13 protein-coding genes are annotated in these 13,330 nt (G+C 71.4%); 4 read left to right on the top strand and 9 right to left on the bottom strand.

The features are described 5' to 3' along the window. Window positions 1-90 precede the first annotated feature (90 nt). A complete protein-coding gene (locus P1K89_RS27555; protein ID WP_284619743.1) occupies window positions 91-1,056 on the top strand; it encodes a porin in 966 nt (321 codons plus the stop codon). A 369-nt stretch (window positions 1,057-1,425) separates the two neighbouring features. Continuing rightward, entirely contained in the window at window positions 1,426-2,178 is a 753-nt protein-coding gene (locus P1K89_RS27550; protein ID WP_284619742.1) for a DUF72 domain-containing protein, read from the top strand. 19 nt (window positions 2,179-2,197) lie between these two features. Here P1K89_RS27550 and P1K89_RS27545 read toward each other — a convergent pair whose 3' ends face one another. The 3 genes from P1K89_RS27545 to P1K89_RS27535 form a co-directional block, all read right to left on the bottom strand. Beyond that, window positions 2,198-3,244, bottom strand: coding sequence for an NADP-dependent oxidoreductase (locus P1K89_RS27545; protein ID WP_284619741.1), 1,047 nt, complete (start codon window positions 3,242-3,244; stop codon window positions 2,198-2,200). A gap of 62 nt (window positions 3,245-3,306) precedes the next feature. Next, window positions 3,307-3,891 (bottom strand): DinB family protein, encoded by a 585-nt coding sequence (locus P1K89_RS27540; protein WP_284619740.1) that lies wholly within the window; start codon window positions 3,889-3,891, stop codon window positions 3,307-3,309. Between the two features lie 94 nt (window positions 3,892-3,985). Next, the gene (locus P1K89_RS27535; RefSeq protein WP_284619739.1) at window positions 3,986-4,459 is read right to left on the bottom strand and encodes a nuclear transport factor 2 family protein; all 474 of its coding nucleotides are present in this window, start codon (window positions 4,457-4,459) and stop codon (window positions 3,986-3,988) included. A gap of 97 nt (window positions 4,460-4,556) precedes the next feature. Here P1K89_RS27535 and P1K89_RS27530 point away from each other — a divergent pair, with 97 nt between their 5' ends. Then, window positions 4,557-5,555 (top strand): GlxA family transcriptional regulator, encoded by a 999-nt coding sequence (locus P1K89_RS27530; RefSeq protein WP_284619738.1) that lies wholly within the window; start codon window positions 4,557-4,559, stop codon window positions 5,553-5,555. A 3-nt stretch (window positions 5,556-5,558) separates the two neighbouring features. Here the strand turns inward: P1K89_RS27530 and P1K89_RS27525 are convergent, their stop codons facing one another. The 3 genes from P1K89_RS27525 to P1K89_RS27515 form a co-directional block, all read right to left on the bottom strand. After that, the gene (locus P1K89_RS27525) at window positions 5,559-6,755 is read right to left on the bottom strand and encodes a glycerophosphodiester phosphodiesterase (protein ID WP_284619737.1); all 1,197 of its coding nucleotides are present in this window, start codon (window positions 6,753-6,755) and stop codon (window positions 5,559-5,561) included. A 107-nt stretch (window positions 6,756-6,862) separates the two neighbouring features. Further along, window positions 6,863-8,023, bottom strand: coding sequence for a 50S ribosomal protein L11 methyltransferase (locus P1K89_RS27520; protein WP_284619736.1), 1,161 nt, complete (start codon window positions 8,021-8,023; stop codon window positions 6,863-6,865). A 43-nt stretch (window positions 8,024-8,066) separates the two neighbouring features. Then, window positions 8,067-8,675, bottom strand: a complete 609-nt coding sequence (locus P1K89_RS27515; RefSeq protein WP_284619735.1) for a 2-hydroxychromene-2-carboxylate isomerase — start codon at window positions 8,673-8,675, stop codon at window positions 8,067-8,069. A gap of 142 nt (window positions 8,676-8,817) precedes the next feature. Between P1K89_RS27515 and P1K89_RS27510 the strand changes: the two genes are divergently transcribed. Further along, a complete protein-coding gene (locus P1K89_RS27510; RefSeq protein ID WP_284619734.1) occupies window positions 8,818-9,963 on the top strand; it encodes a GGDEF domain-containing protein in 1,146 nt (381 codons plus the stop codon). On the opposite strand, the gene P1K89_RS27505 is transcribed toward P1K89_RS27510, so the two are convergent. The 3 genes from P1K89_RS27505 to P1K89_RS27495 form a co-directional block, all read right to left on the bottom strand. Further along, window positions 9,964-10,911: a homocysteine S-methyltransferase family protein gene (locus P1K89_RS27505; protein ID WP_284619733.1), complete on the bottom strand. Its 948-nt coding sequence runs from the start codon at window positions 10,909-10,911 to the stop codon at window positions 9,964-9,966. A gap of 571 nt (window positions 10,912-11,482) precedes the next feature. Further along, window positions 11,483-12,613 carry an acyl-CoA dehydrogenase family protein gene (locus P1K89_RS27500; protein ID WP_284619732.1) on the bottom strand — a complete coding sequence of 377 codons (1,131 nt, stop codon included), beginning with the start codon at window positions 12,611-12,613 and terminating at the stop codon, window positions 11,483-11,485. Between the two features lie 37 nt (window positions 12,614-12,650). Next, window positions 12,651-13,319, bottom strand: a complete 669-nt coding sequence (locus P1K89_RS27495) for an SDR family oxidoreductase (protein ID WP_284619731.1) — start codon at window positions 13,317-13,319, stop codon at window positions 12,651-12,653. Window positions 13,320-13,330: the final 11 nt, after the last annotated feature.

The following is a 13,330-nucleotide window of genomic DNA, read 5'->3' as shown; positions in this document are numbered from 1 at the left end:
CGTCACCGTAACACGTTGACACGGCAAGGTCTTTGTCCGAACACAGGCCGACGCCTCCACCTTGAATCCAATCATCAGGAGACTTTCGACATGAAGAAGTACGTGGTCGCGGGGCTGGCCGCGCTGGCTTGCACGGGCGGGGCCTGGGCCCAGTCCTCGGTGACTGCCTTCGGCTTCCTCGAGCTGCAGGCCGGCCGGCAGACACAGGACAAGCCGGGCACGAAGCTGTTCGACATGGGTGGCAGCCGGCTCGGCTTCAAAGGCACCGAAGACCTGGGGGACGGCCTGAAGGCCTCGTTCTACCTGGAGCACCGCCTCAATCCGGACGACGGCACCGTCGGCGGCGGCGCCACCTTCTGGAAGGGCGGCTCCTGGGTCGGGCTGAGCAGCGACGCCGCCGGCTCGCTCAAGCTCGGCCGCTGGTGGTCGCAGGCCTTCCTGAAGTCGCAGTTCGCGTCCGACCCCTTCGGCATGGGCACGCTGGGCGAAGGCACCTACGGCACGGTCGGCTGCGGGCCGGCCTTCCGCGGCGGTTGCCTCGGCGCGTTCTGGGTCAACAACGCGATCAGCTACGAGCACTCGGTCGGCGGCTTCTCGTTCGGCGCCCAGGTCTCGGCCGAGACGGTCGGCAGCGGCGACAAGAAGCGGCCGGCGAACGTGGGCCTCAGCTACGGCGCCGGGCCGGTGTTCGTGGGTCTCGGCCACGAGGTGTCGAACGACGGCGACAGCGACTCGCGCTGGACCTCGTTCGCCGCCACCTACGACCTCGAGGTCGCCAAGCTCTACTTCGGCTACGGCAGCGGGCAGGACGCGGCCAAGGTCAAGCGCAAGAACCTGATCGGCGGCTTCACGATCCCGCTGGGCCTGCACGAGCTGATCGGCTCGGTCGACCTGCAGGACCAGGGCGGCACGCGCGTCGAGCAGCTGGTGTCGCTGGGCTACAAGTACCACCTCTCGAAGCGCACCAACGTCTTCGCGGTCGTCGCCAACGACAGCAAGGCGCCCGCCGGCACCAACAAGACGGGCTACGCGCTGGGCATGTTCCACGCGTTCTGAGCCGCCGCCGGGCCGCCCCAAGGCGGCTGTCGCCCTGCAGGCCGCGCTGGTCCTTGCGGACCAGCCGTTCGCCAGGCGAGAACAGTCCACTGGACTGTTCTCGTCCGGGCTCACCCCCTCGGGGGGCAGGAGCGAAGCGACTTGGGGGCCTCATGACCTCGAGGAGGGGGCAGAGCGCGGCGCCGCGGATTGGACGGGCCCGCGGCGCCGCCCGGTGCGGCAGCGAACCTCAGGGCGGCTGCATCGGCCTCGGCGTCGCGCGGGCTGCGCGACGCCTTTTTTGCGTCCGGCGCCGGCGCGCCCCACGCGCTGAACACCGCGCCTATCATCGGACGCGCGCGGCATCGACCCCGCGCGAAAGCCGCGCCGATGAGCTCATCCGTCCCCACGCCGCCCGCCGCGCCGCGCCTGCTGGCCGGTGCCAGCGGCTTCTCGTACAAGGAATGGTGCGGCAGCTTCTACCCCGAGAAGCTGGCGGCCGATGCGATGCTCGGCTTCTACGCCGAGCGGCTGCCGACGGTGGAGATCAACAACACCTTCTACCGCATGCCCAAGCGCGAGATGCTCGAGCACTGGACCGAGGTGGTGCCGCCGCACTTCCGCTTCGCGGTCAAGGCGTCGCGCCGCATCACGCACGACGGGCGGCTGAAGGCCGAGCAGGTCGCCGAGTCGGTCGACTACCTGTACCGCAACCTGCAGTCGCTGGGTGAGCGTCGCGGGCCGGTGCTGTTCCAGCTGCCGCCGAACCTCAAGCGCGACTTGCCGCGGTTGACCGACTTCCTCGCGCTGCTGCCCGAAGGCCACCGCGCGGCCTTCGAGTTCCGCGAGCCGAGCTGGTTCGACGACGCGGTGTACGCCGCGCTGAACGCTGCCGGTGCGGCGCTGGTGCTGTCCGAGAGGGAGGACAACGCCCCGCCGCCGCTCGAGCGCACCGCCGATTTCGGCTACCTGCGGCTGCGGCTGGAGCACTACGGCGACGCCGAGCTCGCGGCCTGGGCCGAGCGCATCGCGGCCACCGGCTGGGGCGAGTCGTACGCCTACTTCATGCACGAGCCGACCGCGCCCGGCTACGCGCAGGCGCTGATGACGCTGATGGCACAGGCCGCGCCGAATCCGGGTTAGGGACGGCGCGGGCGGCCGCTCACTCGTCGGCGACCTTCAGCACCAGCTTGCCGAAGTTCTCGCCGCTGAAGAGCTTGTTCAAGGTCTCGGGGAAGACCTTCACGCCGCCCTCGACGACGTCTTCCTTGCTCTTCATGCGGCCGTCCTTGAGGTACCCGGCCATCTCGGCGATCGCCAGCCCAAAGCGGTCGGCGTAGTCGAACACCACCATGCCCTGCATGCGCGCGCGGTTGACCAGCAGCGACAGGTAGTTCTTCGGCCCCTGCATCACGCCGCCTTCGTTGTTGTACTGGCTGATCGCGCCGCAGATCACGATGCGCGCATGGCGGTTCAGCCGCGCCAGCGCGGCGTCGAGGATGTCGCCGCCGACGTTGTCGAAGTAGACGTCGATGCCCTTCGGGCAGTGCTCCTTCAGGCCGTCCTTCACCGGGCCGGCCTTGTAGTCGATGCAGGCATCGAAGCCGAGCTCCTTGACCACCCATTCGCACTTCGCCGGCCCGCCGGCGATGCCCACCGCGCGGCAGCCCTTCAGCTTCGCGAGCTGGCCGACGGTCTGGCCGACCGCGCCCGCCGCGCCCGAGACGACGACGGTGTCGCCCGGCTTCGGCTCGCCCACCTCGAGCAGACCGAAGTAGGCGGTCATGCCGGGCATGCCGAGCACGTTGAGCCATTGGGTGACCGAGCCCAGGCGCAGGTCGATCTTCGCCAGGCCCGAGCGCTTGACCTGCTCGGGCGTGTAGCTGGCGTATTCCTGCACGCCGGGGCCGCCGGTGACGATGTCGCCGACCGCGAAGCCGGGGTGCTTCGATGCGATCACGCGGCCGATGCCGCCGGCGCGCATCACCTCGCCGATGCCCACCGGCGGGATGTAGCTCTTGCCCTCGTTCAGCCAGCCGCGCATCGCCGGGTCGAGCGACAGCGCCAGCGTCTTGACCAGCACGCCGCCGTCGGCCGGCTCGGTCACGGCCTCCTCGGTGAACTGCCAGTGCTCGGGGCCGGTCTTGGCCGTGGGGCGGGCAGCGAGGCGAACCTGGTGGTTCACGAGCGAAGCGAGGGTGGCGGACATGCGGGTCTCCTGCAGGATCGAAGTCGAGCCGGGATGCTAGGCGGCGCGCCCTTGCCGGCTTGTCACGCGGGCGACGGTGGCAGCAGCTCGCCGTAGACGTCCCGCTCCAGCCACCCGAGCGCGGCCATGTCGGGCCGCCGCAGGTGCGCTTCGCTCGGCATCATGAACTCGTCGAGCTGCGGCGGCGCGATGCGCGTGCCGGCGAGCATCGCGTGCACCTGGCCGCGGTGGTGCACCTGGTGGTTCAGCAGGTGCGCCAGCACATGGCCGGCGCGGTCGCGCTGCACATGGTCGCGGCGCTGCATGCGGACTTCGGCGTCGAGGCCGGCGGCATCGAGCCGGTCGCAGAAGCCGATCAGCCGCGCATCGGCCGCGGCCTGCGCGGGGGCCAGCGTCGCCAGCGTCTCGTGCCGGGGCACCGCGTCGGCCTGCGCGACCATGTCGGCCTCGCCATGCAGCGCGGCGATGTAGTAGACGTCGACCATCAGGATGTGGTTCAGCGTCTCGATCAGGCTGGGGAAGAAGCTGGTGCGCGGCGCATGCAGCTCGTCGCGCGTCAGCGGCGCCATCGCGGTCAGCTGCCGGTGGTTCGCGAGGCGGTTGGCGTGCGCCTGGATGCGCAGGTAGTGCAGCAGGTCGAGGGCCATGCGGTGCGGCGGTCAAGGAGGATCGGCAAGTATCCGGCCGCCACCCGCCCCCGCCCGCGGCCGAGGCGGTTTGACCCGGCGCCCGGCAGCGTTTTCAGCGCCCGAGCTTGCGGCGGAACGCCGCCAGCCCCTGCGCGGCCTGGCGCTGCACCTTGCCTCGCAGCAGCGGCGTCCAGCCCAGCAGCAGGCCGGGCAGGCCCAGCGCCTGGCGCGACCAGGCCCAGAAGTCGAAGCGGTCGCGCTGCTCGACGATCAGGCCGTCGCGGAAGCGGAAGGTCGACGAAATCGGGTTGCGCACCGGCCGGCCGGTGGCGGTGAAGGTGTAGACCGCGACGCAGTCGGCGCGGCCTTCGCCGTTGGCCGCGCTGCGGCCGCCCGCCTCCAGCGTGAGGTCCGTCGAGCGTGACATCAGCATGCGCCACATGTCGCCGGGTGCGCTGCCTTCGAGCGCCGGGAACACCGGGTCGGAGAAACGCGCCTGCGGGTGGTAGCAAGCGGCCATGCCCTCGGCATCGCGACGGGCGAAGGCGGTGTAGAAACGATCGAGCAGCGCAGTTTCGGCGGACATGAAGAAGGGCTCCAGCGGCAGGCGACGGACCGCATTGTTCGCCCGCCGGGCCGGATCGGCTGTTGGCGAGATCGACAATTGCGTGTCCAATCCCGCCATGCCGACCATTGCGCTCGCGATCACCCCGCACACCGTGCCGTCCAGCCTGGCCATGGCGCTGGACGTGCTGCGGCTGGCCAACCGCCATGCCGGCCACGCCAGCGGCGGCAAGCCGCTGGCCAAGCTGCAGCGGCTGTCGGTCGACGGCCGGCCGGTGGCCTCCGCGCTCGGCCGCCTCGACGTCGACGCTGCGCTGGACGAGGCGGCCGCGCCCGACCTGCTGCTGGTGCCGGCGATCGGCCTGCCCGAGCCGGCGACCTTGCAGGCGCTGGCGCCGTGGATTCAGTGGCTGGCCTCGCGCCGGCCGCGCCGCGGCGCCGCGCTGCTGCCGCGCTTCGCCAGCATCTGCAGCGCCGCCTTCGTGCTCGGCGAGGCGGGGCTGCTCGACGGCCGGCGGGCGACGACGCACTGGTCGCTCGAAGCGCCGTTCCGGCGCCGCTATCCGGGCGCGAAGCTGCAGATCGACCAGCTGGTGACGCACGACGGCGACGTCGCCTGCTCCGGCGGCGCCTACGCCGGCATCGACCTCTGCCTGCACCTCGTGCGCCTGGCCGGCGGCGATGCGCTGGCGCGGCGCGTGGCCAACGAGCTGGTGTTCGACGACGCGCTGCGCGGCTCGCAGCGCCGCCATGCGCCGCGGTTGCCGGCGCCCGACCACGACGACGCGGCGATCGGCCGGCTGCAGCGCTGGATCGATGCCCGCCACGCCGAGCCGCTGAGCTTGGGCGTGATGGCCGAGCAGGTGCACTGCTCGCCGCGCAGCCTGCTGCGGCGCTTCAAGTCGGCCACCGGCTTGACGCCGATCGACTACCTGCAGCGCGTGCGCATCAGCGCCGCCGAGGCGCTGCTGGCCGACCCGCAGCAGACGGTCGAGGCCGTGGCCTGGGCCGTCGGTTACGAGGACCGCGCGGCCTTCGCGAAGGTCTTCAAGCGCATCACCGGCGCCAGCCCGGCATCGGTGCGGCAGCGGCCGGCCGCCGCCGCACGCGTTCAATAGGCGTTAGCGGTAGCCGAGGTCCTTCGCGACCGTGGCGCGCGCCGCGATCGCGGTGTCCGGGAAGTCCGAGAACAGGCCGTCGACGCCGAGGCGGAAGTACTGCAGGTATTCGGCCTTCGGGTCGCCGGCATGGTCGAAGGCCAGGCGCTTGCTCTCGTTGCGGAAGGTGTACGGGTGCACGAAGAGGCCGGCGCGATGGGCGTCGGCGACCAGCGTGGTCGGGGCCTGCGACCGCGCATCGCGCAGGTCGGCGACGCCGTCGCCGTTGAGGTCGCGCATGTTGCCGGCGGCATCGAACTCGCCCTTCATCGGGATGATGTAGGGCTTCCACGGGCCGATGCCGTCGGCGTAGGTCTTGATCTCGGCCAGGCCCGCCGGCGTGACCATCGCGCTGTACAGCCGCGTATCGCCCGCCTTGGTCCAGTCGTAGGGCCGGTCCCAGGGCGCGGCGTAGCTCAGGCCCCCGGTCTTGTAGTCGTACCAGTCGGCATCGATCAGCTGCACCATGCGCACATTCAGGCCCAGCGCGCGCATCTGCTTCAGGCTGCTGGGCTCGAAGCTCTGCACGAAGACCGGCGCGGTCTTGCTGTTCCAGCCGGCGGCGACGAGCATCGCAACGATCTTCGGCTCGAGCGCGAGGTTCAGGTCGCGGTGGAAGGTCGGGTTCTTGCTCTCGGGGTAGATCGCGATCGTGCGGCCCAGGCGCGTGCTCTGCGCTTTCGCGAGCTCGATGATCTCCTGGAAGGTCGGCACCTTGAACTGGCCGTTGTACTGCTGCGGCCGCTCGGCGTCGGTGGCGATCGCGCCGAGCTCGCGGATCTCGGCCAAGGTGAAGTCCTGGGCGAACCAGCCGGTCTGCTTTTCGCCGTCGACGAGATAGTCGGTGCGCTTGCGGTCGGCGAACTTCGCGATGCTGGCGACGTTGGTGCTGTAGGCCAGGTTCGGGTCGTGGCGGGCGATCAGCACGCCGTCCTTGGTGGCGATCAGGTCGGGCTCGATGGCGTCAGCGCCGAGGTCGATCGCGCGCTGGTAGGACTCCAGCGTGTGCTCGGGCAGGTATCCGGAAGCGCCGCGGTGGCCGACGACCAGCGGCTGCTGTCCGTCGAGCGTCGGCCAGGGATCGGGATCGTCGCTGCTGCAGGCGGCCAGCAGGCCGGCACAGAGCATCAGGGCGGGCAGGGGTCGCAGCCAACGGGTCATCGGGGCCTCCTCGGATCGTTCGGATGAAAGCCGACGATCTTGCGCGGCGCCGGTGACGGCGGCGTGACGGCTTGTAAGGCCTAACGGTCCAGCGACGCGGCCTAGGGTCAGCGCGCGACGGCCGTGGCCGGTACCAGCCGCCACAGCGACGTGACCTCGGCCGAGCGCGCTGCGTGCAGCGGGTCGGCCGCATCGAGCGCGCGCTTGTGTGTCGGCCGGGTGTCGATGCGGTCGGCCACCGCGAGGCCGCCATCGGCGATCCAGCCGAGCAGCTGCGCGCGTGGCCGCAGGCCGAGGTGCTCGGCGAGGTCCGACAGGATCAGCCAGCCTTCGCCGCCGGCGACGAGGTGCTGCGCGAGGCCGGCGAGGAAGCCGCGCAACATGCGGCTGTCGGGGTCGTAGACCGCCGCTTCCAAGCCGGAGCTCGGCGGCGACGGCACCCAGGGCGGGTTGCAGACGACGAGGCCCGCGCGGCCGTCCGGGAACAGGTCCGCGCGTTGCAGCGTGATGCGATCCCCGACACCGAGCCGCTCGACATTGTCCGCCGCACAGGCGAGCGCGCGTTCATCGAGATCGGTGGCGATGATCGGCTTCACGCCGCGCCGCGCCAGCACCGCGGCCAGCACGCCGGTGCCGGTGCCGATGTCGAAGGCGCCGGCCGACTTCGCCGCCGCGGGCAGCGGCGCGCGCGCGACCAGCTCGACATACTCGCCGCGCACCGGCGAGAACACGCCGTGGTGCGGATGGATCGCGCCGCGCAGCGCCGGCACCGGCACGCCCTTCTTGCGCCATTCATGCGCGCCGATGGCGCCCTGCAGCTCGCGCAGCGAGATCACGTAGGCCTCACCCACGTCGCCGAAGGCTTCGGCCGCGGCCGCGCGCACGTCGGGCGCGCGGCGCAGCGGGAGGCGGTGGTCGGCGTTCACCGGCAACAACAGCCGCCCCAGGAGCTGCGCGCGCTGCGCCTGCAGCGTGCGCTGCGCCGCGAAGGCCTCGGCCGGCGTGGCCGGCGGCTTCGCATTGCGCGACAGCCGGCGCTCCAACCGCCGGCCGAGCGCCTGCAGCAGCTGGCGCGCGTTGTGGAAATCGCCCTGCCACAGCAGGCCGGTTCCCTGCTCGATCAGCTTGTAGGCCGCGTTGGCATCGAGCCGGTCGTCGGCCAACTCGACCGCTGTCGGCGCCGGGTGGCGCGCCAGCGAAATCCAGCGCGCGGACTGCGGCTGGCCGTCGGCGTCGGTCCAGTGGATGCGCGGGGTCGGGTCGGCCATCCGGCATTCTCGCCGGGCGCTTCAGAGCGGGCTCAGAACGGGCTCAGAACGGGCCGCTGGTCAGCACGCGCTCGATCTGCGGCTTGCGGTCGTTGCCCCAGAAGGGCTCGCCGTCGACGATGAAGAACGGTGCGCCGAACACCCCGGCGGCAATGGCCTGCTCGTTGGCGCGCTTCAGGCGCTCCTTCCAGGCCGGGTCGTTCCACGCGGCCTCGGCCGCGTCGGCATCGAGGCCGGAATCGGCCGCCAGGGCCTTGAGGGCGGGCGCGTCGTTCAACGGGATCCCGCGCACGAAGAAGGCGCGAAAGGCACTGCGTGTCCATTGCGCGGCGTCGGCCGCGCCGCGCGTGTCATGCAGCCACCAGTACACTCGCGCCGCGTTGTGCGTCGGGATCGGGAATGGATCGGGCATCACGAAGGGCACGCCCTCGTAGCGCGCCGAGCGGGCGAAGTCGCGCAGGCTGTACTCGCGCTTGATCGGGTAGGACACCGGGCTCTTCAGCTCCGCCGCCTGGAAGGTCACCCCCAGCAGGATGGCGTGCCGGCGCACCGTGCGTCCGTGACGAGCCGCCAGCGCGTCGATCCACTCGTTGGCGATGTAGGAGTACGGTGACGAGAAGTCGAAGTAGAAATCGATCGAAGGGGAGCGCATGCGCGGCACCGTATCGCGTGCGGCGAAGCGTGTCCATCGGTAACGCCGCTGTGGGCTGGCCGCGCCGCGGGCCGAAATCCCCCCTGGACTCCGTCGACAATCATCCCCCCATGCCGCAACACCGCCCGTTCACCGCCGCCCGATGACCGAGACCGATCTCGCACCGCTGCAGTGGCTGGTTGCCGTCCAGATGGGGCTGTACGGGCTGCTCTGGGCGCTGGTCAGCATGCTGATGCGCGATGCGCGGCGTGCGCTGCTGCACTGGGGCCTGTTCTTCGCGCTGCTGGGCCTGGGCCTCGCGCTGGCCAGCGGCCGCGGCGAGCCGCGCCACTGGGTCTTCTACAACGGCGCGAACATCGTCGGCATCGTCAGCTTCGCGATGATGCGCCGTGGCACCGAGCTGTTCATGAAGGTGGAGCGCCACGACCGCGAGCAGCTCGCGATGCTGGCGCCGGTGATCGCGCTGATCGTCGCCGCGGGGCCGGCCGAGCACTGGTCGACGCTGCGCATCGTGCTGTCGTATGCCGCGCAGGCCTACACGGTGATGCGCACGATGATCACCATCCGCGAGGCCGCGGCCACCGAGTTCGGGCGGCCGTCGATGCTGGCCATCGTGGTGCCGGGCGGGGTGATCGCCGTCACGCTGATGCTGCTGGGCCTGATCCAGACGGTGCAATGGGCCGAGCCGATCGAGATGCTGCGCGGCGTGCCGAGCAACCTGGAGCTGATGGGCACCTACCTGACCGGCTGCGCGATGCTGAGCTTCATGTTCATCGTGATGCTGGTGCAGCGGCTCGTCTCGACGCTGCGCGAAGCCTCCGTGCGCGACGCGCTGACCGGGCTGCACAACCGGCGTGCGATGACCGAGGCGCTGAAGCGCCAGTGGCAGCGCCACCGCCGCACGCAGTCGCCGCTGGCCGTGGTGGCGATCGACCTCGACCACTTCAAGAAGATCAACGACACGCTGGGCCAGGCGGCCGGCGACAGCGTGCTGGTGCACCTGTCGAACCTGCTGCAGAACCACGTGCGCGCCGAGGACATCGTCGGCCGCGTCGGCGGCGAGGAGTTCCTGCTGCTGCTGCCCGACACCGAGCCGCAGCAGGCGACCGCGCTGGCCGAACGCCTTCGCGTGCTGGTGCGCGCCGAGGCGCTGGGCACGACGATCAGCGTCGGCGTCGCGCTCGCCCATTCGGTCGACAAGGACCCGGAAAGCCTGATCGCGCGCGCCGACGCGGCGCTCTTCCGCGCGAAGGAAGCGGGGCGCAACCGCGTCGAGGTCGCCGACTGATCAGCCCGACGTCCACGCCCGCGCGATCGCGCGCAGGTGGCGTTCATCGGTGCCGCAGCAGCCGCCCAGCACGTTGAGCCGCGACAGCGGCGCGCGCAGGCGCAGGTAGCGCCGACCCAGGTCCTCCGGATCGCCGCTGTCGATCGCGGTCGACGCGTCGAGCTCGGCGTGGCTCTTGGTCGACGCGTTCGCGCGCAACCCGCGGATGCGCTCGCGCCAGGCGGCCCCGTCGGCGAGCACGTTCTCGAAGTGGCTCGGGTGCGCGCAGTTGAGCTGGAAGTAGGCCGGCGGGTGGCCGTCGCCATCGACGCGCACGATCGCCTCGCCGAGCGTCTCGCCGCTGGGCAGGCGCCCGTCGGTCTCCAGCGTGAAGGACACGACGCAGGGCAGCCCGACCGCCGCGGCCGCGCGCGCGACGCCGCAGGCCTCGGCGCTGCCGGTCATCGTCACCGCGATCAGCATCTCGACGCCGCCTTCGCGCAGCGCCTCGGCCTGCGGCTGGTGGTAGCGCGCGGCCTCGTCGATGCTGCCGGGTTCTTCGGCGACGTAGCCGTCGCCGCGCGGGCCGATGACGCCGGCGGTGACCACCTCGCCCTCGATGCGCGGGGCCCAGGTCTTCTGCAGCTGGCGCACGAAGGTGGCGGCGTCGCGGTTCACCGCCGCCAGGCCCGCCGCGTCGAAGCCCAGCTTCGCACCCCAGTCGGCATTCGCGCGCCAGGTCGGCGTCTCGAGCACGAAGCCGGCGCCCGGCGTGCGCGCGGCGAGCGCAAGGTAGGGCTTGAAGTACTCGGCCAGCACCTGCCGGCCGGTCGGGTCACCCAGCAGCACGAAGGCCGCGAAGTGCGGCAGCGGGATGCCGCGCTGGAAGACCAGCGTCGTCTCCAGCCCGCCGTCGCTGAGGAACAGGCCGCCGCGCAGCTGCGGCAGGCCGGATTCCGTGGTCGTCATCGTGCACCTCCGAGGTCCGGATGCGCGGCAACGATAGGCCGACGGCGGGCGGTGTCAAGCCGGACGACGGCGGAGCGAACGTCAGGGGGCCTGGAAGCCGACGTGGCGCAAGGGCACCAGGCGTTTGCCCTCGCTTTGGCCGTTTTCGGCCCTGAGCGGCCGTTGGCCGCCCCAGGGCCGGAGGCCCTGCTTGCACCGCTCCCCCGCGCCCCCTCCGAGAGGGGGCTCCAGCATGTGCGACAGCTCCCCCCGAGCCCCCCTCCAAGAGGAGGGCTCCAGCATGTTCGACGAGCCGGCCTTCGGCCGGCGCCTCGTGCGGAGCGCGGCGCGTGCGGGCGGCGCGAGAGACTCCGAAGGTGTCGGTCGGCCAGCTGGCCGACTCGACATTCGAGCTGGAGCCCCCTCCCGGAGGGGGCTGGGGGAGCTGCCGACATGCTGGAGCCCCCTCTCGGAGGGGGCGTGGGGGAGCGGGGCGATAGGGCCCTCGGGCCCTGGGCGGCCAACGGCCGCTCAGGGCCGAAAACGGACAACGCGAACAGTATTGGCTCGGCTCCATGACCGTCTGCGCGCTTCAGGCCAGCGCGCGCCCGATCAGGATCTTCTGCACCTCGGACGTGCCTTCGTAGATCTGCGTCACGCGCACGTCGCGGTAGATGCGCTCGACCGGGAAGTCGCTGACGTAGCCGTAGCCGCCGAAGACCTGGATCGCGGCGGAGCACACCTGCTCGGCCATCTCGCTGGCGTTGAGCTTGGCCATCGCCGCTTCCTTCAGGCACGGCCGACCGGCGTCCTTCAGGCTCGCGGCATGCCAGATCAGCTGGCGCGCGGCCTCGATCTTGGTCGCCATCTCGGCCAGCTTGAACTGGATCGCCTGGTGCGAAAAGATCGGCTGGCCGAAGGCGGTGCGCTCCTTGCTGTAGGCCAGCGCCGCGTCGAAGGCCGCGCGCGCCATGCCGACCGACTGGCTGGCGATGCCGATGCGCCCGCCCTCCAGCCCCGACAGCGCGATCTTCAGCCCCATGCCTTCTTCACCCAGCAGGTTCGCGGCCGGCACGCGGCAGTTGTCGAAGTTGATCTGCGCGGTATCGCTGGCATGCTGGCCCATCTTGTCCTCGATGCGCGCGACCGAGTAGCCTGGCGTGCGCGTCTCGACGATGAAGGCGCTGATGCCCTTCTTGCCGGCGGCCTTGTCAGTCACCGCCATCACGATCGCGACGTCGCCGTTCTTGCCGCTGGTGATGAACTGCTTGACGCCGTTGAGCACGTAGTGGTCGCCGTCACGCACGGCCGTCGTGCGCAGCCCGTCGGCCTGCGAGCCGACATGCGGCTCGGTGAGGCAGAACGCGCCCAGCATGTCGCCGCGCGCCAGCGGTTTGAGATAGCGCTGCTTCTGGTCCTCGTTGGCGAAGGCCATCAGGATCGAGCAGACGGGGCAGTTGTTGACGCTGACCACCGTGCTGGTGGCGCCGTCGCCGGCAGCGATCTCCTCGAGGATCAGCGCCAGCGACAGGTAGTCCAGCCCCGCGCCGTCGTAGTCGGTCGGCACCGCGACGCCGTAGCAGCCGAGCGCGGCCAGGCCCTTGAGCTCCGCGGCCGGGAAGTGGTGGCTCTTGTCCCAGGCCGCCGCCTTCGGGGCGATCTCGGCCTGCACGAACTCGCGCACGGCGTCCTGCACGGCGCGGTGGTCGTCGCTCAACAACATCGAAAGTCTCCGGAAGTCTTGGTGTCGATCGACCCGCTCACCAGTCGAGGTGCTGGCCATCGTGGTTGAGGAAGCTGCCGCTGTCGGCGAGCGTCAGGCCGGCGACGGTCGCGCGCAATTCGGCAACGCTGCGTTCGACGGCCAGGTCGGCGCCCTCTCCGCCCATGTCGGTGCGCACCCAGCCCGGGTGCAATGCCACGCAAACGGCGCGGCCATCGAGCGCCAGCGAGGCGTCCGTCACCACCGAGTTCAGCGCCGCCTTCGACGCGCGGTAGAGCCAGCCGTTGGCGTTGCTGCGCAGGCCCATCGAGCCCATGCGCGACGACAGCACCGCGATGCGGCCGACCGGCGCCAGGGCCTGGGCCAGCGTGGGCAGGAGGCGCATCGCGGCCAGCACGTTGGTGTGCATCACGGCGTCGAACTCGGCCTCGGTCGGCGGCTGCAGGCCGGTCGTGCGCGGGCCGTAGACGCCGGCGACGAACCACACGGTGTGGAAGGCTTCGCCGTCGATCCGCCGGCCGAAGTCCGCGGCACCGGCGCTGTCGGTCACGTCCAGCCGCAGCGCCGTCGCGCCGAGCGCGGCGGTGCGCGCGAGGCCCGCGTCGTCGCGCGCCGTGGCAACCACGCGGTCGCCGGCTGCGTGGTGCTGGCGCACCAGCTCCGCGCCTATGCCGCGCGAGGCGCCGATGACGAGCACGTCAGCCACGGGGTCCGACC

Origin of the sequence: Aquabacterium humicola (genome assembly GCF_030167915.1) — a bacterium.
GTDB classification, from domain to species: Bacteria; Pseudomonadota; Gammaproteobacteria; order Burkholderiales; family Burkholderiaceae_C; genus Pseudaquabacterium; species Pseudaquabacterium humicola.
This window is presented reverse-complemented; position numbering and strand designations above follow the sequence as displayed.